This is a genomic window from Paenibacillus sp. FSL R5-0923, from assembly GCF_038009145.1.
Lineage (GTDB): Bacteria > Bacillota > Bacilli > Paenibacillales > Paenibacillaceae > Paenibacillus_AQ.
Map to the genome: position 1 here is coordinate 1,348,222 of NZ_JBBPAT010000001.1, position 26,323 is coordinate 1,374,544.

The 26,323-nt window shown below is 44.9% G+C and carries 16 protein-coding genes, 1 tRNA gene, 3 rRNA genes and 2 pseudogenes; 21 read left to right on the forward strand and 1 reads right to left on the reverse strand.

Annotated features, from left to right (window positions below):
• Position 1 precedes the first annotated feature (1 nt).
• From MKX35_RS05880 to MKX35_RS05960, 17 genes and pseudogenes are all read left to right on the forward strand, one after another.
• Positions 2 to 964, forward strand: coding sequence for an NAD-dependent epimerase/dehydratase family protein (locus tag MKX35_RS05880; RefSeq protein WP_081382652.1), 963 nt, complete (start codon positions 2 to 4; stop codon positions 962 to 964).
• Entirely contained in the window at positions 948 to 1,880 is a 933-nt protein-coding gene (locus tag MKX35_RS05885) for a glycosyltransferase family 2 protein (protein ID WP_076297850.1), read from the forward strand. The genes MKX35_RS05880 and MKX35_RS05885 overlap by 17 nt, the downstream gene beginning before the upstream one ends.
• Positions 1,881 to 1,903: 23 nt before the next feature.
• A pseudogene (locus MKX35_RS05890) lies at positions 1,904 to 2,041 on the forward strand (sugar phosphate nucleotidyltransferase); the annotation flags it as partial.
• A 118-nt stretch (positions 2,042 to 2,159) separates the two neighbouring features.
• Positions 2,160 to 2,521, forward strand: a pseudogene (locus MKX35_RS05895) (dTDP-4-dehydrorhamnose 3,5-epimerase family protein).
• 34 nt (positions 2,522 to 2,555) lie between these two features.
• The gene (gene rfbB, locus MKX35_RS05900; RefSeq protein WP_076286918.1) at positions 2,556 to 3,578 is read left to right on the forward strand and encodes a dTDP-glucose 4,6-dehydratase; all 1,023 of its coding nucleotides are present in this window, start codon (positions 2,556 to 2,558) and stop codon (positions 3,576 to 3,578) included.
• 8 nt (positions 3,579 to 3,586) lie between these two features.
• Entirely contained in the window at positions 3,587 to 4,450 is an 864-nt protein-coding gene (gene rfbD, locus MKX35_RS05905) for a dTDP-4-dehydrorhamnose reductase (RefSeq protein WP_076286933.1), read from the forward strand.
• A 118-nt stretch (positions 4,451 to 4,568) separates the two neighbouring features.
• Complete coding sequence (locus tag MKX35_RS05910; protein ID WP_076286917.1) at positions 4,569 to 5,591, forward strand: glycosyltransferase family 2 protein; 1,023 nt, start codon at positions 4,569 to 4,571, stop codon at positions 5,589 to 5,591.
• Between the two features lie 157 nt (positions 5,592 to 5,748).
• Positions 5,749 to 6,648 (forward strand): glycosyltransferase family 2 protein, encoded by a 900-nt coding sequence (locus MKX35_RS05915; protein ID WP_371916453.1) that lies wholly within the window; start codon positions 5,749 to 5,751, stop codon positions 6,646 to 6,648.
• Positions 6,645 to 8,051, forward strand: a complete 1,407-nt coding sequence (locus tag MKX35_RS05920; RefSeq protein ID WP_076286915.1) for an undecaprenyl-phosphate glucose phosphotransferase — start codon at positions 6,645 to 6,647, stop codon at positions 8,049 to 8,051. The genes MKX35_RS05915 and MKX35_RS05920 overlap by 4 nt, the downstream gene beginning before the upstream one ends.
• Before the next feature lie 121 nt (positions 8,052 to 8,172).
• The gene (locus MKX35_RS05925) at positions 8,173 to 9,039 is read left to right on the forward strand and encodes a phosphatidylinositol-specific phospholipase C/glycerophosphodiester phosphodiesterase family protein (RefSeq protein WP_076297848.1); all 867 of its coding nucleotides are present in this window, start codon (positions 8,173 to 8,175) and stop codon (positions 9,037 to 9,039) included.
• 162 nt (positions 9,040 to 9,201) lie between these two features.
• Complete coding sequence (locus MKX35_RS05930) at positions 9,202 to 9,921, forward strand: heptaprenylglyceryl phosphate synthase (protein WP_179086618.1); 720 nt, start codon at positions 9,202 to 9,204, stop codon at positions 9,919 to 9,921.
• Between the two features lie 156 nt (positions 9,922 to 10,077).
• The gene (pcrA, locus tag MKX35_RS05935) at positions 10,078 to 12,417 is read left to right on the forward strand and encodes a DNA helicase PcrA (RefSeq protein ID WP_076297846.1); all 2,340 of its coding nucleotides are present in this window, start codon (positions 10,078 to 10,080) and stop codon (positions 12,415 to 12,417) included.
• Positions 12,418 to 12,495: 78 nt separating this feature from the next.
• A complete protein-coding gene (gene ligA, locus MKX35_RS05940; protein ID WP_042192224.1) occupies positions 12,496 to 14,508 on the forward strand; it encodes an NAD-dependent DNA ligase LigA in 2,013 nt (670 codons plus the stop codon).
• 202 nt (positions 14,509 to 14,710) lie between these two features.
• A complete protein-coding gene (locus MKX35_RS05945; RefSeq protein WP_076297845.1) occupies positions 14,711 to 15,418 on the forward strand; it encodes a response regulator transcription factor in 708 nt (235 codons plus the stop codon).
• A 19-nt stretch (positions 15,419 to 15,437) separates the two neighbouring features.
• On the forward strand, positions 15,438 to 16,550 hold the full coding sequence (locus tag MKX35_RS05950) for a sensor histidine kinase (protein ID WP_076286910.1): 1,113 nt from the start codon (positions 15,438 to 15,440) through the stop codon (positions 16,548 to 16,550).
• Between the two features lie 64 nt (positions 16,551 to 16,614).
• On the forward strand, positions 16,615 to 17,214 hold the full coding sequence (locus MKX35_RS05955) for a hypothetical protein (protein ID WP_076297844.1): 600 nt from the start codon (positions 16,615 to 16,617) through the stop codon (positions 17,212 to 17,214).
• A complete protein-coding gene (locus tag MKX35_RS05960) occupies positions 17,211 to 19,118 on the forward strand; it encodes a transglycosylase domain-containing protein (protein ID WP_076297843.1) in 1,908 nt (635 codons plus the stop codon). The genes MKX35_RS05955 and MKX35_RS05960 overlap by 4 nt, the downstream gene beginning before the upstream one ends.
• 84 nt (positions 19,119 to 19,202) lie before the next feature.
• Here MKX35_RS05960 and MKX35_RS05965 read toward each other — a convergent pair whose 3' ends face one another.
• A complete protein-coding gene (locus tag MKX35_RS05965; RefSeq protein WP_076297842.1) occupies positions 19,203 to 20,459 on the reverse strand; it encodes an MFS transporter in 1,257 nt (418 codons plus the stop codon).
• A 413-nt stretch (positions 20,460 to 20,872) separates the two neighbouring features.
• On the opposite strand from MKX35_RS05965, the gene MKX35_RS05970 reads away from it, so the two are divergent.
• The 4 genes from MKX35_RS05970 to rrf all read left to right on the forward strand — a co-directional run bounded on the left by MKX35_RS05970 (position 20,873) and on the right by rrf (position 25,907).
• Positions 20,873 to 22,430 (forward strand): 16S ribosomal RNA (locus tag MKX35_RS05970).
• Between the two features lie 101 nt (positions 22,431 to 22,531).
• Positions 22,532 to 22,607 (forward strand) — tRNA-Ala (locus MKX35_RS05975).
• Between the two features lie 181 nt (positions 22,608 to 22,788).
• Positions 22,789 to 25,717 (forward strand): 23S ribosomal RNA (locus MKX35_RS05980).
• A 73-nt stretch (positions 25,718 to 25,790) separates the two neighbouring features.
• Positions 25,791 to 25,907, forward strand: a 5S ribosomal RNA gene (gene rrf / locus MKX35_RS05985).
• The 16S, 23S and 5S rRNA genes sit together here with 1 tRNA gene alongside, the layout of an rRNA operon.
• Positions 25,908 to 26,323: the final 416 nt, after the last annotated feature.

Below are 26,323 nucleotides of genomic sequence, written 5' to 3' on the forward strand. Positions count from 1 at the left end.
ATTGTTGAATGATACTTGCGTGAATATAGCTATACTTGGAGCTACAGGTCATATCGCTAAAAATTTAATTAAAGGCCTTTCCGCTACGAAGCACTATCAATTGAATTTATTCGCTCGTTCTACGGAAAGACTTAGTGCCTTTCTTAAAGAAAATAATATTTCAGAACAAATCCATATTTGTGATTATGAACAATTCCAACAAGAAGCTACTTATGATGCCATCATTAATTGTATAGGTGTAGGCAATCCACAAGACTTAGTACAAAATCCATTTAGTGTATTTCAAATTACTGAGCAATACGATAATTTAATTTTGCAATATATACAAAAGAAACCTGCAACAGTTTATATTAATCTTAGTAGTGGAGCAGCATACGGATCAGATTTCGAAGCACCTGCGACAAGAGATAAAATTTTGAACTTGAATGTTAATAATTTAACTGTTAAGGATTATTACGGGATAGCTAAGCTTAATATGGAGGCAAAACATAGAAGTCTTCATAACCTGAAAATTGTAGACCTTCGTGTGTTTGGTTTTTTTAGCTCTTACATTGATTTGGAGTCTAAATTTCTAATAACTGAAATAATTGATCATGTACAGACTGGAGAAATACTATATACCTCATCAGAAGATATTAAAAGAGACTATGTACATCCTGAAGATTTCCTTCAGCTTGTTGAGCTTTGTTTTAATAAGAACATAAAAAATGATGTTTATGATGTGTATTCGCGTAATCCATTATCTAAGTTTGAAATGTTAAACTATTTTGCAGATGAGCATGGTTTGAAGTTCGAAATAAAGGTAGAGACTGCATACGCCTCAATAACAGGTTCAAAAACTAATTATTATTCAAATAATGATAATGCAATGGGAATCGGCTATCAACCTCGCTACACTTCTTTACAAAGTGTTAGAGACGGTTATCAACAATTCAGAATGAGGAATAATGATGAAAACAATTAGTATAGTAACACCTTGCTATAATGAGGAAGAGAACGTTCGGGAGCTATATAATCAAGTGAAGGCAGTTTTTGCAGAAATGCCCGATTATGTTTATGAGCATATTTTTATTGATAATGCTTCTAAAGATAAAACAGTGGCTATTTTAAAAGAAATTGCTAAAGATGACCATAATGCTAAAATTATTGTTAATTCCCGCAACTTTGGGCATATCCGTTCTCCATATCATGCTCTACTGCAAGCCGAGGGTGACGCTGTAATATTATTGGTAGCAGATCTACAGGACCCACCGGGAATGATTAAAGATTTAGTGGCTAAATGGGAGGAAGGCTATAAAGTTGTTTTAGGTGTAAAGACCCAAAGTCATGAGAGCAAAGCAATGTTTGCAATACGAAAGATGTATTATAATTTCATAAACCGTGTCTCTGAGATAGAATTGACAAAAAATAATACGGGTTTTGGGTTATATGATAAACAAATTATCCGTATTTTAAAAGAAATTGATGATCCATATCCGTACTTCAGAGGATTAATTTCTGATATTGGTTTTGAAAGCTATAAAATTGAATATGTTCAGCCTGTTAGAAAACGTGGAATAACTAAAAATAATTTCTATACCTTATATGATATTGCAATGTTGGGTATTACTAACCACTCAAAGATACCATTAAGATTGGCAGCTATACTTGGATTTACTATGTCTGCTTTGAGTATGCTTGTAGCTTTGGGATATTTATTTGCAAAACTGATTTTTTGGAATTATTTCTCGTTAGGTACTGCTCCTCTTATTATTGGACTATTTTTGTTCTCTTCTGTTCAATTATTTTTTATAGGTATCATTGGAGAGTATATAGGATCCATTCATACTCAGGTGCTGAAAAGGCCGCTGGTTGTTGAGAAAGAAAGAATTAATTTTTAGATGATCAATAAGGAGGGCTACAGGTGAAAGGTATTATCCCAGCTGGAGGCATGGGCTCTCATCTATACCCTCTCACTAAAGTCACCAACAAATATTTTCTCCCTGTAGGCAAATATCCAATGATTTTTCACGTAATCTATATATTCAAACAAGCTGGTATTTTCTACAGATGCTGGGACACAATCTTCGCTAGCCAGAGCAAATGAATTGGCTAAGAATGTTCTGTTTGATGAATAGTTTGATAAAATAAAATTATAGAATAGATATTTCGCAAACCTTATCGAACCGGTTGTCCATGGTGACAAACGGGGTGTTTTTATGGAAAGATATAACGCATAAGTTCAGCGTTAACTATCAGTCTATCCAAGACAACCAATCCATCTCTTGGGGTTGTCATTAGTGAATATAACAAACGCCAATTGCTTGTACCAAAAGGCTTCGCGCATGGATTCTGCACATTGGTTCTTAACACCCAAGTGTTATATAAGGTGGACGAATATTATTCCCCCGAAAATGATCGCGGCATATTATGGAATGATCCAGCCTTAGGTATTGATTGGCCGACTTCTAGTCCGATATTATCGGATAAAGATCAACGCCACCCTCTACTTAAGGACGCTGAACTTAATTTTGAGTTATAAACACAATATTTCATGAAATAAAGGTGGTCTACACATGAAACTGCTAGTTACCGGCGGAGCCGGATTTATCGGCAGCAACTTTGTATTATACATGCTGCAACAACATCCTGATTATCAAATCGTTAACGTAGATGCGTTGACGTACGCGGGTAATCTGGAGAATTTGAAGTCAATCGAGAGTCACCCTAATTACACTTTTGCTAAGGCTGATATTACAGATGTACAGGCAATGGATGCTTTGTTTAGCCAAGGTGTGGATGTGGTGGTGAATTTTGCTGCTGAATCGCATGTGGATCGGAGTATTTTGGAGCCGGAAGTGTTTGTGAAGACGAATGTGCTTGGAACACAAGTGCTTTTGGATGCGGCGAAAAAATACAGTGTTACTAAGTTCGTTCAAGTTTCTACGGATGAGGTGTACGGATCACTTGGAGCAACTGGGTTGTTTACTGAAGAAACTCCTTTGACTCCGAACAGTCCTTATTCTGCAAGTAAAGCAGGTGGGGATTTGCTTGTTCGTGCTTACCATGAAACATTTGGTCTGCCAGTAAACATTACCCGCTGCTCGAACAATTATGGCCCGTATCAATTCCCTGAAAAACTAATTCCGTTGATGATCTCTCGCGCACTTGCGGACCAAGCGTTGCCTGTTTATGGCGATGGGATGAATATCCGCGACTGGTTGTATGTTGAGGATCACTGCAGCGCGATTGATTTAGTCATTCATGAGGGTGTGAATGGCGAAGTTTACAACATTGGTGGTAATAACGAGCGTACAAATGTGCATATCGTGAACACAGTATTGCAGGAACTTGGCAAACCTGATTCACTGATTACTTATGTTCAAGACCGTCCGGGTCATGATCGCCGCTATGGAATTGATCCTACCAAGATTATGAACGAACTGGGTTGGAAGCCAAAACATACGTTTGAAACAGGTATTAAAGAAACCATCCAATGGTATCTCAATAACCGCGAATGGTGGACTCGCATTCAATCTGGGGAATACCAGAAGTACGCTGAATTACAATATGGCGATCGTTTGGGAGAATCTCTGTAATGGCTCAACTGAAGGTACTTGTTACAGGTGCGGCCGGACAATTGGGTCAGGATGTTGTTTTACTACTCCAGCATCATGGTCACCAAGTGATGGGCTGCGACCGTCAAGAGATGGATATCACCGATCTGGATCAGTGTATCCGGGTTATTGGTGAGTATGGACCGGATGCTGTCATTCATTGTGCTGCGCATACAGCAGTAGATGCGGCAGAAAGTGACATCGATGCAGCTTATTTAATTAATGCAATGGGCAGTCGAAATGTAGCGCTAGCTTCTGAAAAAGCTGGAGCTAAGCTGGTGTACATTAGTACGGATTACGTATTTGATGGTTTGGGAGTACAGCCTTACCATGAGTATGATAATACAGACCCTAAGAGTATATATGGTAAATCGAAACGTGCGGGTGAAGTGTTAGTTCAATCCCTTTCCTCTAAGTATTTCATCGTACGCACATCATGGGTGTATGGTAAATACGGGAATAACTTTGTCAAAACAATGCTAAAGCTTGGTCAAGAAAAGCCAATGCTTCAAGTAGTCGATGACCAAAAGGGTTCGCCTACCTATACAGTTGATTTAGCTCGTTTCTTGCTTGAGCTTATCCAAACTGAGAAGTATGGTGTATACCATGCGTCAAATAGCGACTCATGTACTTGGTTTGAATTTACACAGGCGATCTTTGCAGAGGCTGAGGATATTTTGGGTTTGAAATTCACCGCAAAGCTTGAACCTTGTGCTACGGAACAGTTCCCAAGACCTGCACCGCGTCCTCGGAATTCGGTGATGGAGCATTTGTCGATACGTACGAATGGATTTGAGGATATTCGACCTTGGCGTGAGGGCCTGAGAGATTTCCTGTTAGAGCTAAAAGAATAAGATAGTAGCAATTGAAACTCCCAAATCGTTCATAACGATACGGGAGTTTTTTGTATTCTTTCGTTATAATAAGAGGGGAGTGTGTAGTTAACAAGAAATTACAAAGTCGAGGATACTCATGAATAACAAAACAGTAAGTGTACATATCGTCACCTACAACAGTGCTGACGACATCATAGATTGTATAGAGGCAGTAATGGCACAGGATTATTTGGTCAAAAAAATTGTCGTAGTGGACAACGCTTCAACTGATGGTTCGGCGGATAAGGTCAGAACGTTCTATCACCAGTTTAACTCGGACTCACCCGCTGCATTCTTGGTGGGGCATGAAGCTATGAACTCCGCAAGGGAGATAAAGCAATATCCAACAATTGACCTTCTGGAGAATGAGCTTAACACAGGCTTCGCCCCAGCCCACAACCAGGCCATTTCGGCCACGAATACAGATTACGTGCTCGTTCTTAATCCTGACCTTACGCTGGCTCCAGACTATATCTCCAGACTAATCACACAGATGGAGAATAATCCACAGATCGGCAGCGCCACAGGCAAGCTTTTGCTAAAGGCCGATCATGGGCTGGTAGACAGCACAGGTCTCCGTATGAACAGAACACGGCGTGCGTTTGATAGCGGAGCAGGCGAACCAGCAGACCAATGGACACAGTCAGGACCTGTATTCGGCGTATCAGGAGCGGCTGCGATGTATTCTCGACGGATGATCAACGACATAAGTGTTGGTGGCGAGTTTTTTGATGCAGACTTTTTTGCCTATAAGGAAGATGTGGATGTGGCTTGGAGGGCGGAGATATTCGGCTGGCAGGGATATTATGATGCTGAGGCGATCGGGTATCACGAACGTGGCTGGAAAACGTCTGGTCGTAACACTAAGCCGTTGTTCATCCGACGAATATCTTACATTAACCGCTACAAAATGATCTACAAGAATGAACCGACTCGAACTTTGCTGAAAACAATCTTCATTTCTCTCCCCTATGAAATTGCAGCTCATGGTTATATGCTTCTGAGAGAGCCACAGTTAATTACAGCGTGGAAGTCCTTTTTTACTCAGCTCCCTGCGTTAAAAAAGAAGCGGGAGTATATACAAGCCGCGATAAAAGAGAGAAAGAAACACAAAAGCTAAACCGCATCTGGAAAAACCTCCCTGAAACGTCACCTCCTCTCAGGGAGGTTTTATGTTATAATTATTGTCGGTAGATTACTATATTTGTCAGGAGCGTTACGCAGTGAATGTAGATGTAAGCATACTTATTGTTAATTACAACACGTGTCGCCTGACGATGGATTGTCTCAGGTCGGTGTATGACTCAGCAACGAACTATTCCTATGAGATTATTTTAATAGACAACAATTCCAATGATGATTCGGTAGAGAAGATTAGTAGAGAGTTTCCAGGTGTAATGTTGATCGCAAATAACGACAATGTCGGTTTTGCCCGTGCTAATAATCAGGGGATGGAAGCTTCATCCGGACGGTATGTGCTGCTGCTGAATTCAGATACGGTGGTACGTAAGGATACGCTAGAGACGATGATCTCCTTTATGGATAGTCGGCCTGATGTAGGAGCGTCAGGGTGCAAGATTATTTTACCGGATGGCTCGCTGGATAAAGCTTGCAAGCGGGGGTTTCCTACACCGTCTGCTTCGTTCTATTATGCTTTTGGATTTAGTAAGCTATTTCCGGATCGTCCGAGGTTTAACGGTTACCAGTTAGGTTATCTGGACCCTGATCTTGATTACCCGATAGATTGTCTGGTTGGTGCGTTTATGCTGCTGCGGCGGGAGACGATTAACCAGGTGGGTGGATTGGATGAAGAGTTCTTTATGTACGGTGAGGATTTAGATTGGTGTTATCGTATTAAAGAGGCTGGTTGGGAGATTTATTATTATCCGAAGACTGCTATCGTGCATCTTAAAGGCGGCAGCGCCAGACGCAGACCGTTTAAGATCGTCTATGAATTCCACCGGGCAATGATTTTATTTCATCGTAAGCATTATAGTAAGAAGTACAACAGTATGATAAATGGAACAGTATATGCCGGCGTAGGTGTGAAGTTCGCACTTTCGCTTTTGCGGAATGCCTTAACTTCGCCTAAAACAGTCCCATCACCTGCTCAGAGTCTTAACTCCGCTAATGAAACAGGTGCACGTAACGAAAAGAATACTGAGGTGAATTTATGATTCGGCGTAATCAGAAATTTTTGACACAGCTCTATATGGTGGCTGACTTTCTTGTCATCCAGCTGTCCTTCCTTATAGCCTGGTGGCTAAAGTTTAGAAGTGGTTGGATGGAGTACGAAAACCCGTTGCCTGTAGAGTCGTACGCTTACTGGAGTATGATTTATGGCGGAATTGCAGTGTTAGTCGGTATACTGCTGTCGCTGTATTTGCCGAAGCGTAAGAAACGGTTTGTCGATGAATTCATTAAGATTTTCCAAGTGCATATTATGGGCATTTTCATTCTGCTCGGTCTGATGTTTTTCGTGAAAGAAATAAATATCTCCCGAACATATCTAGCTCTTTACATGGGATTGAACATTCTTTCTATTATGCTGTACCGTTATGTACTGAAGAAGATGCTTAAATCTTTTCGCGAAAAAGGCTTCAACCGACAGTTTGTACTTATCATCGGTGCAGGTACGCTAGGCAAAAGATTCTACAATAATCTAGAGCAATACCCTGAGCTTGGATATGAAGCGATTGGCTTCTTGGATGACTATCATACTTGGGATGGAATTGAAGAACAACGATATAAACCGATTCTTGGAACAGTTGACCAGTTGTCTGGAATGCTAGAGATGCTGCCTGTGGATGAGGTTATACTTGCGCTGCCACTTGATGCCCATTCGAAGTATCCTTCAATTATTGCGGCCTGTGAAAAAGCAGGTGTACGCACATTGATTATCCCTGACTTTTTCGACTACTTACCAGCGCGCCCTTACTTTGATAACTTTGCAGGCATGCCAATGATTAATGTTCGTGATATTCCACTAGATATGACGGGTAATAAGATGGCAAAACGATTGTTTGATATTGTGTTCTCTTTGTTCGCAATTATTATGATCTCACCAGTGATGCTAATCGTGGCTCTTGGTGTCCGACTGACCTCTCCGGGACCGATTATATTCCGGCAGGAACGTGTGGGATTGAACCGTCGTAATTTTATGATGTATAAGTTCCGCTCCATGAAGATGCAGCAGGATGGTGAAGAGGATACAGGCTGGAGTACGCGGGAAGATCCTCGTAGAACAAGATTTGGGACCTTTATCCGTAAGACAAGTCTGGATGAGCTTCCGCAATTTTTTAATGTGTTGCTGGGACATATGAGTGTGGTGGGACCTCGACCAGAACGCCCATATTATGTGGAACAGTTCCGTGATGAAATTCCAAAGTATATGGTAAAACACCATGTACGACCTGGAATCACAGGTTGGGCACAGAGCAATGGACTTCGCGGTGACACTTCCATCGAGGAGCGGATCAAACACGATATTTTCTATATCGAGAACTGGTCTTTACTGTTTGACATTCGAATTATTTTCAAAACAATTCGCAACGGCTTCGTCAACAAAAATGCTTATTGATTCCTGCACTTATTTTGGATTTATTAAACTTTTATACGATCCCCGTTTCTACCTATGGTAGAGCGGGGTATTGTTTTTCTATTGTTTCATAATCTAAACTTCGCAAAGGAAACTATCAACTATGGATAAGAAAAAGATTGTTGCTACCGTAATTGTAATTGGAGCTCTTATCATGTTACTTGTAATCGCTTTTAGTAATGAAGATGAACAGCCTGCAAGCGGCTTTGAAGCTCACAAGGTCATTGCACATGCTATGGGTGGCATTAACGGGCATACATACACCAATGCTTTTGAAGCATTTGTTGCTAATTATGCACAGGGAACTCGCGTATTTGAAGTAGACTTGTTATTATCAGCTGATGATCAGCTAGTAGGTAGGCATGAGTGGTCAGGCAACATGAGTAAGCTTTTAGGTCAGTTGGATGTTCTCCCTGCTAATAAACAAGGGGTGGTACTAGATTTTAAGGAATTCATGGATAGTCCCATCCTGAATATATACACCCCAATCGATGTCAAGAAGTTGCTTGATCTGATGCAGCATTATCCAGATGCCTATATCGTGACCGATACGAAAGAAATCAAACCTGAACTTATAAATAAACAATTTACATTGTTGGTAGAAGCGGCGCAGCGCCGGGATCCAGCCATATTAGATCGGATTGTTCCACAAATATATAATCAGTCGATGCTTGATGAGATCAATAAGGTGTATTCTTTTCCAGAAGTGCTTTACACTCTGTACCAATCCAAGGATACGGATGAACAAGTTATTGAGTTTGTTAATAAAACAGGTGTGGATATTACCATGCCAGTTGGCCGAGCCACCAAGAGCTTTGTTAAAAAGCTGAAGAAGGCTGGCGCTCGTGTATATGTTCATACAGTAAATGAAGAAGCTGAAATTAGGGAACTGGCCCGTATGGGCGTGGATGGTTTTTATACTGATTTTGTACCCGAAGAGGATTTGATTAACATCTCAGATGTACGTTGAAATCTTAGACTACTTATTACCATTAAAAAATACGAAAAAATGTTCGCATTTTTGTTCGCTTTAAATTGACACACCTGCTGTGCTGGCATAGACTAGATCTATATCTTTTGCGGCGGCAGGAGTGTCTTTGTCTTGCCCAAATGACTATTAAGGATGATTCTCATGAAATCAGTGCAGCAAATGATCAAACCTTGGCGGCATGTATTTAAGCTAGACCCTGACCGGATGATTTCGGATGAGGATTTGGAGGCCGTTTGCTTATCTGGCACGGATGCCATACTGATAGGGGGCTCAACAGGAGTAACCTATGAGAATACAGTGGATCTCCTAGCAAGAGTAAAACAGTTTGAGTTACCTTGTGCACTTGAGGTATCCGAACTTGAAGCTGCTGTTCCCGGATTTGATCTTTATATGATCCCTATGGTGCTTAATACGCCCGATCCAGCTTGGATTGTAGGCCATCATCGCCGAGCTATTGAACGCTATGGATTTATGATTCCATGGGATTCGCTTCTAACGGAAGGTTATATTGTGCTGAATAGTGCCTCTTCAGTTGCACGGATTACAGGGGCTGAGACGGCCATTGATGCTGAAGAAGCGGCTGCTTATGCTCAGGTTGCGGACAGGCTGATGTCACTGCCGATTGTTTATCTTGAATACAGCGGTAGGTTCGGGGATATGGAGACTGTGCGGACAGTACGCGAAATGGTGGAACACGCCCAACTTTTTTATGGTGGGGGCATTACTTGTGAGGCGGAAGCCGAGCAGGCAGCAGCTCTATGTGATACAGTAGTGGTCGGCAATATTATTTATAGTGATGTACAGCAGGCACTGCTAACAGTTGCGGCTGTAAAAAAGACAGTACAAGAGCAATTCGATTAAAATATAAGAGAGTATAAGTTTCACGTGATACATTATCCTTATATTTTCGCATAAACACTTACCGTCCTTATGACGCCAAAGGCGTTTATGCTTAGTGGTTATTTTTAGGACTACTTATGATTTGTGATTTTATATTTAGAAAGGAGCATGTTACACATGCAACTTATTAGCATACAAGACGCAGTAAGTCGACTGAATCCTCCACAAAGACAGGCTGTCGAAACTACTGAAGGACCACTTTTGATTATGGCTGGTGCGGGCAGTGGGAAGACGAGAGTGTTGACTCATAGAATTGCCTGGCTGATTGCCAATCGAAAGGCGCCGCCTTGGGCGATTTTGGCGATTACGTTTACGAATAAAGCCGCGCGGGAAATGCAGGAACGTGTATCTAAGCTTGTCGGACCTGAGGGAAGAGATATCTGGGTATCCACCTTTCACTCTATGTGTGTTCGGATTTTGCGGAAGGATATCGAGCGGATTGGTTTTACCTCCAACTTCTCCATTCTGGACTCTACAGATCAGTTATCCGTAATACGTAACTGTATGAAGGAACTGAATATTGATACGAAGAAATTCGAACCAAAAGCTGTGCAGGCTATCATTAGCGCATCCAAGAATGAGCTGATCACTCCGGCGCAGTATGAGCAGAAGGTTGGCGATTATTTTGAAGGCTTAGTTGCAAAGGTATATAAGATGTATCAAAGGCGTCTAAGAAGCAATAACTCGCTTGATTTTGATGATTTGATTATGAAGACCATCGAACTGTTTAAGGAAGTTCCCGAGGTCCTTGATTTCTACCAAAAGAAATTCAAATACATCCACGTGGATGAGTATCAGGATACGAACAGAGCGCAGTATATGTTGTGCCGTATGCTCGCTGATAGCCACCACCGGATTTGTGTGGTAGGGGATAGTGACCAGTCGATTTATCGCTGGCGCGGAGCGGATATTACGAACATTCTTAATTTTGAAGAGGACTATCCAGAAGCGAAGACCATTCTTCTAGAGCAGAACTACCGTTCAACTGCTAATATCTTGAATGCAGCCAATGGTGTGATCGCACTCAATAGTGGACGTAAGCCGAAGAAGCTGTGGACCGATTCCGAGGAAGGCGCCAAGATTAAGGTGTACCGGGCGGACTCCGAGCATGATGAAGGTTACTTTGTAACCGGAGAAATCAGCAAAAATGTGAAACAGGGTCAAGCCTACCAGAATCATGCGATACTGTACCGTACGAATGCCCAGTCACGGGTAATCGAGGAAATTCTAATTAAATCTGATATTCCGTATCAAATCGTAGGCGGGATTAAGTTCTATGATCGTAAAGAAATCAAAGATCTGCTCGCTTATTTACGCCTGTTGTCTAACCCTGATGATGATATCAGCCTGACGCGTATTATTAATGTACCTAAGCGGGGATTAGGGGATACAACGGTTGGTAAGCTGGCAGCTGCGGCTGGTGAGCGTGGTGTTTCTATTTTCCGCGTACTGCAAACTGTAGATGATTTGGGCTTTGCCGGACGGACGCGGAATATGCTAGTAGAGTTCTACGATATGATTGAAGCTCTGCACCGTATGGTGGAGTTCTTGTCCGTAACAGAACTGACGGAAAAAATACTGGAGATGTCGCAGTACCGTTTGGAGCTGCAAAATGAAAACACTCTCGAATCTCGCTCGCGACTAGAGAATATTGATGAGTTCTTGTCCGTGACGATGGAGTTTGAAAAGAATAACGAGGACAAGTCGCTTGTCTCCTTCCTCACGGATCTTGCACTTATCGCAGATATTGATAGTGTGAATGATGATGAAGAGGACCGTAGTGACGCTGTAGTCCTGATGACGATGCACAGCGCCAAAGGTCTGGAGTTCCCAACGGTATTTATCGTCGGGATGGAAGAAGGCGTGTTCCCGCACAGCCGAGCCTTCCAAGACAATGATGAGCTCGAAGAGGAACGCCGGCTTGCATATGTAGGGATCACCCGCGCCGAGAAACAATTGTTTCTCTCTTGCGCGCGGATGCGTACGCTCTTTGGGCGGACGACGGCGAATCAGCCGTCCCGCTTCATTGAAGAGATTCCGGAGGAGTTGAAGGAAGATACCGCGAAGACACAGGACCGCTTCCAACGTGGAGGCTCGGAGGTAGGCGGTGCTTATGGCGGACGCGGCTTCAGTGGCGGCAGTCGTGGGAACTTCGGCGGCCGAGGTGGAGCTGCTGGTGCGGCGCCGATTGGCAGCGGAAGCACAGCGTCCGCAGCGACAAGCAAGAGCAGCGTGACCGTAACCTCCGGAGGCGCACAGCGCGCTACTGGAGCAGGGGCTGCAGCAGCTGGCGAATACAAAGCGGGTGATAAAGTTTCGCACGGCAAATGGGGCACTGGCACCGTTGTAGCTGTAAAGGGCACCGGGAATGATACGGAGCTGCAGATTGCTTTTCCGGCACCAGTGGGTGTAAAACGACTGCTTGCAGGGTTTGCGCCGATTACCAGGGTGGAATAATAGTAGGAAACGATTAACGAACGGATATTTAGACCACGCTAACCATTAGGAAACTTATTGACGGAGGGATGTACCTGCATGGATGCTATGCATGTGATGGAAGAGCTTGTTGCGGAGTTAAATAATTATAATTACCACTATTACACGCTGGATGCTCCGCTAGTCAGCGATAAGGAATACGATGTTTTATACGACAAGCTTGTAGCACTGGAGGCTGAGAGTGGCTTCGTACTACCGGATTCACCTACACAACGTGTAGGTGGAGAGCTGCTTAAGGGCTTCACGCCGCATCGGCATCTGGCTCCGCTTTGGAGTCTCGATAAAGCACAGAATATTGAACAGCTGCGGAGCTGGAATACGCGGGTACTCCGCTTAGTGAATGAGTACAATCTTAAGAACCCAGGCAACCCTCTACCTGATCCTTGTTATGCAGTAGAACTGAAGTTTGATGGCTTGACGCTGAATCTAACCTATCGGAATGGTGTTCTAGAACAGGCATCGACGCGTGGTAATGGTGTCATTGGGGAAGGAATACTTGCTCAGGTGAAGACCATTAAGTCTGTTCCGTTAACGATTCCTTTTAAAGAAGGGGTCATTGAAGTACAGGGCGAAGGGATTATGAATCTGTCTGTGCTCGCTGATTATAATACCCGGGCTGCAGAGCCACTTAAGAATGCGCGTAATGCGGCGGCAGGAGCACTGCGCAATCTAAACCCGAAGACTACTGCAGAACGTCGTTTGAATGCATATTTCTATAATGTAGGTTTTGGAGAAGGTGTAGAGTTCGCCGATCATCAGGAGATGATGGATTTTCTACGGAATAACAAATTCAAAGTAAATCCTTATCTGACTTACTGTAATGATTTCGATGATGTGACTGAGCAGCTTGCTGGAATCGAGGAGAGTCGTTCAAGTCTTGATTACCTCATTGATGGAGCGGTGATCAAGGTGACGGATTTCCGTATTCGTGAAGTTCTTGGTTACACTGACAAGTTCCCTCGCTGGGCAGTGGCTTATAAATTTGAAGCTGAAGAAACAACGACCGTGCTTGAGTCTGTTAGCTGGAATGTAGGACGTACAGGTAAAGTGACTCCTTTAGCTCGTGTTGAAGCCGTAGAGCTTGCTGGAGTTACCGTACAGAATTGCACATTAAATAATGTGGGCGATATTGAGCGCAAAAACTTGAAATTCGCCTTAGGCTCACGAGTGTTTATTCGGCGTTCTAATGATGTTATCCCGGAAATTCTCGGCAAGGTAACGGAAGAGAATGACGGAGGAGAAATTATTTTCCCTGAGGATTGCCCGGCTTGTGGATTTCCGCTAGAAATGCGCGGTGCGCATCTTTTCTGTAATAATAAGCTGAACTGTAGACCGCAAATTATTAGTCGGATCACCCATTTCGCTTCACGAGATGCGATGGATATTGAGACGTTTAGTGAGAAGACGGCAGGTCAGCTCTACGACGAGCTTAATGTTCATGATTCTGCGGATCTGTATGAATTGTCCTTTGAGCAGCTTGTACAGCTGAACCGTTTCGGGGAGAAAAAAGCACAGAATCTGCTGCAAGCGTTAGAGGATAGCAAAGGTCGCGATCTCGCCTCATTCCTCTTTGCGTTAGGAATCCCTAACACAGGTAAAGCAACAACTAAGATGCTGGCTGATCATTTCCGCGATCTGGATGCTGTGATGCAGGCTAAAGCGGAAGAACTTGCCGAGTTGCCAGACATTGGCGGGATTGTCGCCGAGAGTATTGTTAACTTCTTCGCAGATCCTATAGTTGTGGCGAATGTTGCTCGGTTGCGGGCGCTTGGGGTTGAAGCAAAAGCTCCTGAGGCCGCACGCCCTGTTAGCACGGATTCCTTCTTTAGCGGAAAAACGGTAGTGTTGACCGGTTCATTACAAAAGCTTACACGTGACGAAGCCGCCGAACGTCTGGAAGCACTCGGAGCGAAGGTGTCTGGAAGTGTATCTAAGAAGACGGATTTGGTTATTGCCGGCGAGAAGGCAGGTAGTAAACTGGCCAAAGCACAGCAGCTGGGCATTCAGGTCATCGAGGATGAGGATGAGCTGATTCGACTGCTGGAGATGTAAGCATATTTTTACTAAATTCTAAAAGGGTACCAGTTCCATTTCGTTTAAGTACGAGTGGAGCGGGTACCCTTTTTTTGCGTAACCTACTTATTGTCGTTCGATTTTAAGTACATGTTTCTATTTTCGAGGAAAAACGTTCAATGGATCTGCTAATATAGAAGCTAAAGATAATTATTACTATATTTGAAAGGAACCCCCTCCTGTGAAGAGAGAAACGATATTGTTAGTAGATGATGAGAAGGAAATTGTAGAGCTGTTATCGATATACCTCTGTAATGAGGGCTATCGCCTGCTTAAAGCTTATGATGGGATGGAGGCACTGGCGTGTCTGCAGAAGGAAGAAGTAGATCTGATTATTCTTGATGTCATGATGCCTAAGATGGATGGATTAGCTGCATGTATGAAGATCCGTGAAGAGCGGAAGATGCCAATTATCATCCTTTCAGCCAAAAATACGGATATGGACAAAATCTCAGGACTTAGCATAGGAGCGGACGACTACGTGGGCAAGCCGTTTAATCCTTTGGAGATTGTGGCACGAGTTAAGTCACAGCTGCGTCGTTATCACGCTTTCAATAAAGATAGTAATAGCCTAGGGAATGACAGCAAACTGAGCTTTGAAGATTTAACTATAGATACGTCTAAGCATGAGGTACATATAGACCAGCAGAAGATTAAGCTGACCCCCCGGGAATTTTCTATTTTAGAGCTTTTGGCAAGGCACCAAGGTCAAGTGCTCAGCTTAGAGCAGATATACGATAAGGTGTGGAACGAACCATTTTTAGATGGGGGTAATACTGTTATGGTACATATTCGTAACCTCCGCGATAAAATCGAAGTGGATTCGAAGCGCCCACGTTATATACAAACCGTCTGGGGAGTTGGCTATAAATTAGATGGACCTTCCTGAAAGGATTAGGTGAGGCTTCTTGAATTCAAAATATATAACTACGATTCGTTGGAAGTTTATATACGCCTTTTTGCTTAGTGTGCTTTCCGGTGGATTACTGCTGTTTGCAGGTTACCAGCTCGTTAATTTCATGATCTATCTGAATCCAGTGTCAGAGTCGGCTCCCTATTCACGTATCTTACGCTGGATCATTAATCATATTGGCTCTATGCCACTGCTGACCGCAGCTGGTATTATCAGCTTTTTGCTGTTCTTTTTTATCTATACTCGTAAAATAGTACTGTATCTGGAGGAGATCACCAAAGGAATTCGGGAAATCACAAGCTCCGGGATGTCGCACCGAATTGAAGTCAGAACCACGGACGAGCTGGGAGTGCTGGCTGAGAATATTAATGAAATGGCTGAACGTTTGCAGCACTCTGTGGAAGAGGAACGTAAAGCTGTGAATGCAAAAAATGACTTGATCACGGGTGTCTCCCACGATTTACGAACCCCCCTTACCTCTGTCCTCGGTTTTCTGGAATATATCGAGCAAGATCGATGCCAGGAAGAAGTAGAAATACGATATTACGTGAGCATAGCCTACAACAAATCCCTTGTGCTGCGTAAACTGATCGACGATCTTTTTGAATATACACGCGTAAATAGTGGGGAATACCCTCTAGTTATGGAGCGATTAGATTTAAAAGCATTTATACGGCAGCTAGCGGAGGAGTCAGTTCCCGAACTAACAAAGGCTGAAATGACCTATGAGATCGATGACCAAGCTGGTGAGTTGTGGATAGAGGCTTCCCCTAAAGAATTAGTTCGTGCATATGAAAATTTGATTACGAACGCGATCCGTTACGGTAGAAGCGGCGGGAAAGTGGAGATTGGTTTCAGTAAAAGGGGAAATGAAGCGGTTGTCCGCATTAGCAATTTTGGAGAGATGATTGCAGAGAGCGATATTCCGTTTATTTTTGAACGATTCTATCGAGCAGAGAAGTCTCGTTCACAGCATACAGGCGGTTCAGGCCTAGGTCTTGCCATTTCCAAAAGTATCGTCGAACGCCACAATGGCGTTATTTATGTAGAAAGCTCCCCGCTTCGGACGGATTTTATCACCTATTTCCCATTCTTCATAGAATCTTAAGAAAACTCTTGGCGGGTTCTTAAGATTTGGAAGATATCCTTGTGAGCACAAGGAGGGAATGACTATGCACAAACTTCGGACGGTTCGCATCCATTATCTTTATATTTTTATAGGGAGTGCTCTTTTGAGTGCTGCCTTTCTTTTTGCTGTCGAGCGGGCTGTTGCTTTGCTGTATTCTCATTATTCGGGGAAGTCAGGCGTCTTTTTTGTTCGTCTTATCCATTGGACCATTAATCATATTGGAACAATCCCTAGCGTCATAATTCTATTTGTTCTATTCTTCAGTGGGTTGTTTATTCTCCGTTCACAGAAAATTGCCGATGATTTGCACACGGTACTGATTGGAAGCTCAGAGTTAGCAGACAAGGGAGTAACAAAAGAAATCAAGGTCCTCTCTGGAGGAGAATTAGGCCAAATCGCCGCTAACCTGAATCGTATGCAAAGAATTGAAGTTCCGAATAGAGGCGTAGCAACAGAAACGATGCAGGACACACCAGCTGTAGCTTTATTGATAAGAACTCGGGCAATTCTCCGTGCTCTCCGTGAGGTAGAGGAGGCTGACAACACGGATGATGGGATGGAAGCCCAAGCACTTCTTGAAGCAGCGAGTGTTGAAGCCCGTAGTATGGAGCGGTTCTTAGAGAACCTGATTATAGAATCATGAATGCCGTTACCGAAAAAAAACAAAGTGTAGCCCATTCAGGCAAGGATGGCAGATGGATCGTGCGTACCCGGATACTCCGTCTGGGGTATTTATTATTTGATGGGAGTATCATTGGAATAATAATAGCGCTCGTGGGTTTGCTTTACGTATTTCAATACGGCGGGCAAGTGGTTAAACAGCAAGAGGATAAACTTCAGCTGCCGGAATCGAGCATCATTAAGACCTCGGACGGGACGACATTACGAATGATCCCTTTACCGGGCTCGGGGTATAGACATTCAGCGGAGCTGGAGGAAATGCCTGCATTATTGATAAATACGTTTTTAGCGGTGGAGGACCGACGCTTTTATAGCCACCAGGGATTAGATTATAAAGGGATTTCTCGCGCTTTTCTAAATAATATTGTGGATATGGATCTCTCTGAGGGCGGGAGTAGTATTACTCAGCAGCTAGCTCGCAATCTTTATTTGAACAGGAACAAGAATGTCATACGTAAGCTAAACGAAGCATCCATTGCTCTTGCATTGGAGAGGCAGTTATCAAAACGAGAGATTTTAGGGCTTTACCTCAATCAGATTTACATGGGGCGTGGACAATATGGAGTAAAGGCAGCTGCGGAGCGTTACTTCGGCGTATCCGATTTGAAAAAACTAGAAATATGGCAAATCGCCACCTTGGCGGGAATCCCTAAAGGACCGTCTATTTATAATCCGGTAGACAATAGTACATTATCCAAAACAAGAAGGAATCTCGTTCTACAGATTATGTTAGATCAAGGACTGATTACTAAAGAACAAATGCTTGAGGCCAGAGATAAAAAGTATCAACCTCCCGCTGCGAACAAAGTAGAAGTCATTGGTGTGCATTATGTGGACGCTACGCTTAAGGAAGCGGCTCAGATCACTGGGAAGTCTGTGGAGGAGCTTCGAACGGGTGGCTATACTATCGTTACAGGGTTGAACATTAAAGCACAGCAGGCGCTAGAGCAGGCTTTTCTAAAGGGTTCTTCTTTCCCGCCTGACGGAAAAGATCAGCAGGTAGAAGCAGCTATGACCATAATGGATCATCGTACAGGTGAAGTGGTGGCACTAATTGGTGGGCGTGAACAAAATGAGGGGAGCTTGAACAGAGCTACAATTGATGCGCGGCAGCCAGGCTCCAGCTTCAAGCCGATCATTGATTATGGACCCGCGCTAGAGAGCGGGAAGTATAGCCCGAATAGCATACTTTCTGATCGCAAATACGCTTATGGAAACTATGTACCTGAGAATTTGAACGGTGTGTATCAAGGTCAAATCACAATGAGTAGAGCGCTGCAAAAATCCGTGAATGCGCCAGCTGTTTGGCTTTTGAAGCAGGTTGGAATCTCTTCTGCACGGCAATTTGCAGCCAAATTAGGAATTGTACTGACAGAGGAGGATAACCATTTATCAATAGCTTTAGGAGGGCTTCATAATGGGGTATCTCCACTTAAAATGACACAAGCCTATGGTGTCTTTGCTAATGGAGGTAAATTCAATGAGGCTCATATGGTACGCACGATAATGGATTCAAAAGGGGAGGTTGTGTATTCACATCTCTCCGAAACACGGCAGGTAATATCGCAACGAACCGCAGAGGCAATGACGATGATGCTACGTAATGTTGTCAATGAAGGAACGGGCAAAAAAGCGCAAATGAACAGGCCTGTAGCGGGGAAAACCGGAACAACCCAATTGGATCTGCCAGGCGTAAGCAAGAAAGCTAACCGGGATTTGTGGTTTGTTGGTTATACTTCGGAATGGACAGCTGCAGTGTGGATGGGGTTTGATCGTACAAATAAGGATAATTATATGACAGAGGGCAGCGGGAAGGCTGCCGCTCTATTTTCTACAGTCATGAGTAAGGCGTTAAGTGGTTACTGATGTTACTGATGTTACTGATGTTACTGATGTTACTGATGTTACTGATGTTACTGATGTTACTGATGTTACTGATGTTACTGATGTTTATTGAGCGGCCCATTCTTCTAGTTTCTCGTCTCTAGGAAGCAGGAGAGCAAGGAAACCCAAAAGAGGTAGGAATCCACAAGCTATAAACACTTTTGAAATTCCAATGCTGTCAATCAGATTGCCGAGTACCAAGGAGCCAATTCCTCCGAGCCCAAAAGCAAGACCAGTGATTAACCCTGAAACTGTTCCGATATTGCCTGGATAAAGCATCTGAGCATAGATTACAGTAACAGAGAAGCTGGACAAAAGGATGAAGCCGCCAATCAGTAAGAGTATAGCTGCCCACATTTGGTTCACGAAGGGTAGAGCCAGTGCGAAGGGCACTGTTCCGACCATAGAGAGAAGAATGAGATTACGCCGTCCGAAGCGGTCTGCCAGTGGGCCTCCAAAGAATGTACCGACAGCTCCAGCTGCCAGATACATAAAAATATAGATTTGGGCCTTATCAAGCGTCATTTGATATTTGTCCATTAAATAGAAAGCGTAGTAACTGCCGATAGAAGCGCCGTACCAAGATCTTACAAAGACTAGGAAAACGAGGATGATTGTTGCCGTTCGAATACTTTTGCGTCGGGCAGGATCGATTGCACGAGCTGTTGATTTTTTATGAAACGTATATCCCGCATCCAGCATCTCTCGATACCAGCGAGCGACATAGGTCTGGACGGCAATTCCGGCAGCCGCAACGATAGTGAAGCCAAGAGCGCCGATCTGCCCAAAGGGAATGAATATCCATTTCGTGAGCATTGGTCCTAAAGATTGTCCAGCATTGCCGCCGACTTGAAAAATAGATTGCGAAAGACCTTTCCGCTGACCGGCAGCCATATGAGCAACACGCATGCCTTCGGGATGAAAGGTAGCAGATCCGAAACCGATTAGCATGACGGAAAACAATAAAAGGATATAGTTGTTGGCATAAGCCAATAAAAGTACGCCTAGAAATGTGCTGCACATACCCAGTGGTAACAATATAGGACGAGGCTTACGATCAGCCGCATACCCAATGACTGGTTGGATCACGGAGGACGTCATGTTTAAGGCAAAGGAGATCCACCCAATCTGAGCGAAGGAGAGCATCAAGTTATCTTTGAGAATAGGAAAGATTGCAGGGATGACTGCCTGAATAGAATCGTTAAATAAATGAACAAAGCTGACAGCCAGCAAAATCTTATAGATTGTTGCTTGCTGCAGATTACGCTGCTCCTTGTCCTTGGTGTTTGTTTGGGTCGCAGCACTAGATGGATTTTTTTTCATTTAGACTCCTCTCATACGTATTATTAGAAGTTAATATATGGGATTACGATAAATTCTATTTAGCCATAAATTAAGGATTATTGGAATCAATTTGTGTTGGTTTGTGCTAGTTTGAAAGTATTTATTCGTAGATTATTTTTTATTTCAAAAAAAGCTTGCAAACATAAGAACAGCATGGTATATTATCTCTTGTGCTTATGACGCATCGAACAAATGAAACACAAACGATGAAAAAATAAGTTGACAAGAAATACGACAACATGATATACTCTAATTCCTGTGCAAGAGACATTTGATGTCGAAATGCCGGGAGCAAGTTCTTTGAAAACTGAACAAATGGAACGCGTTAATTTTTAAAAGATTCATTTAATGAATCGTCAGTTTCAAAATGAGCATATCGCTCTTTTCAATACTAATTGGAGAGTTTGATCCTGGCTCAGGACGAACGCTGGCGGCGTGCCTAATACATGCAAGTCGAGCGGAGTCATTTTGAAAGCTTGCTTTCAAAATGACTTAGCGGCGGACGGGTGAGTAACACGTAGGCAACCTGCCCCTTAGACTGGGATAACTACCGGAAACGGTAGCTAATACCGGATAATTTCTTTTTTCTCCTGAAGAAAGAATGAAAGACGGAGCAATCTGTCACTGAGGGATGGGCCTGCGGCGCATTAGCTAGTTGGTGGGGTAACGGCCCACCAAGGCGACGATGCGTAGCCGACCTGAGAGGGTGAACGGCCACACTGGGACTGAGACACGGCCCAGACTCCTACGGGAGGCAGCAGTAGGGAATCTTCCGCAATGGACGAAAGTCTGACGGAGCAACGCCGCGTGAGTGATGAAGGTTTTCGGATCGTAAAGCTCTGTTGCCAGGGAAGAACGTCCGGTAGAGTAACTGCTATCGGAGTGACGGTACCTGAGAAGAAAGCCCCGGCTAACTACGTGCCAGCAGCCGCGGTAATACGTAGGGGGCAAGCGTTGTCCGGAATTATTGGGCGTAAAGCGCGCGCAGGCGGTCATTTAAGTCTGGTGTTTAAACCTTGGGCTCAACCTGAGGTCGCACTGGAAACTGGGTGACTTGAGTACAGAAGAGGAAAGTGGAATTCCACGTGTAGCGGTGAAATGCGTAGATATGTGGAGGAACACCAGTGGCGAAGGCGACTTTCTGGGCTGTAACTGACGCTGAGGCGCGAAAGCGTGGGGAGCAAACAGGATTAGATACCCTGGTAGTCCACGCCGTAAACGATGAGTGCTAGGTGTTAGGGGTTTCGATACCCTTGGTGCCGAAGTTAACACAGTAAGCACTCCGCCTGGGGAGTACGGTCGCAAGACTGAAACTCAAAGGAATTGACGGGGACCCGCACAAGCAGTGGAGTATGTGGTTTAATTCGAAGCAACGCGAAGAACCTTACCAGGTCTTGACATCCCTCTGAATCCACTAGAGATAGTGGCGGCCTTCGGGACAGAGGAGACAGGTGGTGCATGGTTGTCGTCAGCTCGTGTCGTGAGATGTTGGGTTAAGTCCCGCAACGAGCGCAACCCTTAACTTTAGTTGCCAGCAAGTAATGTTGGGCACTCTAGAGTGACTGCCGGTGACAAACCGGAGGAAGGTGGGGATGACGTCAAATCATCATGCCCCTTATGACCTGGGCTACACACGTACTACAATGGCCGGTACAACGGGAAGCGAAGCCGCGAGGTGAAGCCAATCCCATCAAAGCCGGTCTCAGTTCGGATTGCAGGCTGCAACTCGCCTGCATGAAGTCGGAATTGCTAGTAATCGCGGATCAGCATGCCGCGGTGAATACGTTCCCGGGTCTTGTACACACCGCCCGTCACACCACGAGAGTTTACAACACCCGAAGTCGGTGGGGTAACCCGCAAGGGAGCCAGCCGCCGAAGGTGGGGTAGATGATTGGGGTGAAGTCGTAACAAGGTAGCCGTATCGGAAGGTGCGGCTGGATCACCTCCTTTCTATGGAGAATCGTCTTCTGCAATGAAGACATTCAAATCGGAAGTTAAACTTCCAAAATCATTTAACGCGTATCCATTTGTTCGGTTTTGATGGAATTTGCGGGGCCATAGCTCAGCTGGGAGAGCGCCTGCCTTGCAAGCAGGAGGTCAGCGGTTCGATCCCGCTTGGCTCCACCAACAAACTTCATCTTTTTGTTATGTCTAGAATATTTTTAAACTTGATCCTTGAAAACTGGATACCGAAACGAATTTGCGTTTTAGAACATCTTTTAGCTAAAACTTGTGTAAACAAGTACGTTAGTTATTAGCTGGAAGCGAAGATTTTCAATTGTGCGAACAAGCGAAACATCGGAGCGAAGGTTAAGCTAATAAGAGCACACGGAGGATGCCTAGGCGCCAGGAGCCGACGAAGGACGTGGCGAACAACGAAACTGCCTCGGGGAGCTGTAAGCAAGCTTTGATCCGGGGGTGTCCGAATGGGGAAACCCAGCTGTGGTAATTCGCAGTTACTCATCTCTGAACACATAGGAGATGTAGAGGCAGACCAGGGGAACTGAAACATCTAAGTACCCTGAGGAAGAGAAAACAATAGTGATTCCGTCAGTAGCGGCGAGCGAACGCGGAACAGCCTAAACCTAAGAGCTTGCTCTTAGGGGTTGTGGGACGTCTCACATGGAGTTACAAAGGAATATGGTAGGCGAAGAGGTCTGGAAAGGCCCGCGATAGAGGTAAAAGCCCTGTAGCCTAAACTGTGTTCTCTCCGAGACGGATCCCGAGTAGTGCGGGGCACGTGAAACCCCGTATGAATCCAGCAGGACCATCTGCTAAGGCTAAATACTACCTGGCGACCGATAGTGAAACAGTACCGTGAGGGAAAGGTGAAAAGCACCCCGGAAGGGGAGTGAAATAGAACCTGAAACCGTGTGCTTACAAAAAGTCAGAGCCCTATCTATGGGTGATGGCGTGCCTTTTGTAGAATGAACCGGCGAGTTACGTTTAACATGCAAGGTTAAGTCGAGAAGACGGAGCCGCAGCGAAAGCGAGTCTGAATAGGGCGATTTAGTATGTGGACGTAGACCCGAAACCGTGTGATCTACCCCTGTCCAGGGTGAAGGTGCGGTAACACGCACTGGAGGCCCGAACCCACGCATGTTGAAAAATGCGGGGATGAGGTGGGGGTAGCGGAGAAATTCCAATCGAACTCGGAGATAGCTGGTTCTCCCCGAAATAGCTTTAGGGCTAGCCTCGGTATAAGAGTAGTGGAGGTAGAGCACTGATTGGGTGCGGGGTCCGCAAGGATTACCAAGCTCAGTCAAACTCCGAATGCCATATACTTATTGCCGGGAGTCAGACAGTGAGTGCTAAGATCCATTGTCAAAAGGGAAACAGCCCAGACCATCAGCTAAGGTCCCCAAGTGTGTGTTAAGTGGGAAAGGATGTGGAGTTGCACAGACAACCAGGATGTTGGCTTAGAAGCAGCCACCATTGAAAGAGTGCGTAATAGCTCACTGGTCGAGTGACTCTGCGCCGAAAATGTAACGGGGCTAAACACACCACCGAAGCTATGGCTAGATACGTATGTATCTGGGGTAGGGGAGCGTTGTATGTGGGTTGAAGGTGTACCGTAAGGAGCGCTGGACAGCATACAAGTGAGAATGCCGGTATGAGTAACGAAAAGATCAGTGAGAATCTGATCCGCCGAAAGCCCAAGGTTTCCTGAGGAAGGCTCGTCCGCTCAGGGTAAGTCGGGACCTAAGGCGAGGCCGAAAGGCGTAGTCGAAGGACAACAGTTTGAAATTACTGTACCACCGTAATCCGCTATGAGCGATGGGGTGACGCAGGAGGGTAGTGACGCGGACTGATGGATATGTCCGTCTAAGCAGTGAGGCTGATGTGTAGGCAAATCCGCACATCGTTAAGGCTGGGCTGTGATGGGGAGCGAAAATTACAGTAGCGAAGGTCATGATCTCACACTGCCAAGAAAAGCCTCTAGCCAGGAGAAGGTGCCCGTACCGCAAACCGACACAGGTAGGCGAGAAGAGAATTCTAAGGCGCGCGGAAGAACTCTCGTTAAGGAACTCGGCAAAATGACCCCGTAACTTCGGGAGAAGGGGTGCCCCGGTAGTGTGAATAGCACGAGGGGGCCGCAGTGAAAAGGCCCAAGCGACTGTTTAGCAAAAACACAGGTCTGTGCGAAGCCGCAAGGCGAAGTATACGGGCTGACGCCTGCCCGGTGCTGGAAGGTTAAGGGGAGTGGTTAGGGGTAACCCGAAGCTATGAACCGAAGCCCCAGTAAACGGCGGCCGTAACTATAACGGTCCTAAGGTAGCGAAATTCCTTGTCAGGTAAATTCTGACCCGCACGAATGGCGTAACGACTTGGGCGCTGTCTCAACGAGAGATCCGGTGAAATTTTAATACCTGTGAAGATGCAGGTTACCCGCGACAAGACGGAAAGACCCCATGGAGCTTTACTGCAGCTTGATATTGAATTTGGGTACGATCTGTACAGGATAGGTGGGAGCCGTAGAAATCGGAGCGCAAGCTTCGGTGGAGGCGCCGTTGGGATACCACCCTGATCGTATCTAGGTTCTAACCTAGTACCCTAATCGGGTACGGGGACCGTGTCAGGCGGGCAGTTTGACTGGGGCGGTCGCCTCCTAAAGAGTAACGGAGGCGTTCCAAGGTTCCCTCAGAATGGTTGGAAATCATTCGAAGAGTGCAAAGGCATAAGGGAGCTTGACTGCGAGACCTACAAGTCGAGCAGGGACGAAAGTCGGACTTAGTGATCCGGTGGTACCGCATGGAAGGGCCATCGCTCAACGGATAAAAGCTACCCTGGGGATAACAGGCTTATCTCCCCCAAGAGTCCACATCGACGGGGAGGTTTGGCACCTCGATGTCGGCTCATCGCATCCTGGGGCTGAAGTAGGTCCCAAGGGTTGGGCTGTTCGCCCATTAAAGCGGTACGCGAGCTGGGTTCAGAACGTCGTGAGACAGTTCGGTCCCTATCTGTCGTGGGCGCAGGAAATTTGAGAGGAGCTGTCCTTAGTACGAGAGGACCGGGATGGACGTACCGCTGGTGCACCAGTTGTTCCGCCAGGAGCATGGCTGGGTAGCTACGTACGGACGGGATAAGCGCTGAAAGCATCTAAGCGTGAAGCCCCCCTCAAGATGAGATTTCCCAATTAGTAAGACCCCTTGAAGACGACGAGGTAGATAGGTTGGAGGTGGAAGTGCAGTAATGCATGGAGCTGACCAATACTAATCGGTCGAGGGCTTATCCTATACTTAAGACGCAAATTCAATTCGGATTCAGTTTTCAGGCATCAAGCCTGAGCATTTACGCTGTAAATGCCCGTTTGGTGGCGATAGCGGAGGGGTTCCACGCGTACCCATCCCGAACACGACCGTTAAGCCCTCCAGCGCCGATGGTACTTGGACCGAAGGGTCCTGGGAGAGTAGGACGTTGCCAAGCACAATTAGACCACTGTTGAGTAATCGACAGTGGCTTTTTTGCGTTTATTATAGACTGTGGAAAACTTGTGGATAAACTTTTGGATTTGCAGAAAAAGTTACGCACATGTGGATAGATGATTGAAAGAGAAATAACCCCTAAATAGTGTGGATTAAATACATATTTATATGGATCTGTCAACAGAAAACCTAAGTAGTACACGGGTTGCTGTGGATATAGCCGGGATTATGTGGATAGAGTTATTGATAAGTGGATAACTATTTTAACTTGGATGTGACAAGATTTCAAGACTATTTTTAAAACTGTATAGAGCTGTGGATAACTAAAAATAAAGTTATAAATAATGCAATAGATTAGCGCACAATTGACGCTCTTGTTATACTTATCCTAAAAGTAATTTTATAAAGGATGAGGTG

Coding starts and splice junctions, on each gene's coding strand:
- MKX35_RS05930 (WP_179086618.1), top strand. CDS start 9,202: ATGAAATCAGTGCAGCAAATGATCAAACCTTGGCGGCATGTATTTAAG.
- ligA (WP_042192224.1), top strand. CDS start 12,496: ATGGATGCTATGCATGTGATGGAAGAGCTTGTTGCGGAGTTAAATAAT.
- MKX35_RS05925 (WP_076297848.1), top strand. CDS start 8,173: ATGGATAAGAAAAAGATTGTTGCTACCGTAATTGTAATTGGAGCTCTT.
- MKX35_RS05955 (WP_076297844.1), top strand. CDS start 16,615: ATGCACAAACTTCGGACGGTTCGCATCCATTATCTTTATATTTTTATA.
- pcrA (WP_076297846.1), top strand. CDS start 10,078: ATGCAACTTATTAGCATACAAGACGCAGTAAGTCGACTGAATCCTCCA.
- MKX35_RS05885 (WP_076297850.1), top strand. CDS start 948: ATGATGAAAACAATTAGTATAGTAACACCTTGCTATAATGAGGAAGAG.
- MKX35_RS05960 (WP_076297843.1), top strand. CDS start 17,211: ATGAATGCCGTTACCGAAAAAAAACAAAGTGTAGCCCATTCAGGCAAG.
- MKX35_RS05965 (WP_076297842.1), bottom strand. CDS start 20,459: ATGAAAAAAAATCCATCTAGTGCTGCGACCCAAACAAACACCAAGGAC.
- MKX35_RS05920 (WP_076286915.1), top strand. CDS start 6,645: ATGATTCGGCGTAATCAGAAATTTTTGACACAGCTCTATATGGTGGCT.
- MKX35_RS05915 (WP_371916453.1), top strand. CDS start 5,749: ATGGATTGTCTCAGGTCGGTGTATGACTCAGCAACGAACTATTCCTAT.
- MKX35_RS05910 (WP_076286917.1), top strand. CDS start 4,569: ATGAATAACAAAACAGTAAGTGTACATATCGTCACCTACAACAGTGCT.
- rfbB (WP_076286918.1), top strand. CDS start 2,556: ATGAAACTGCTAGTTACCGGCGGAGCCGGATTTATCGGCAGCAACTTT.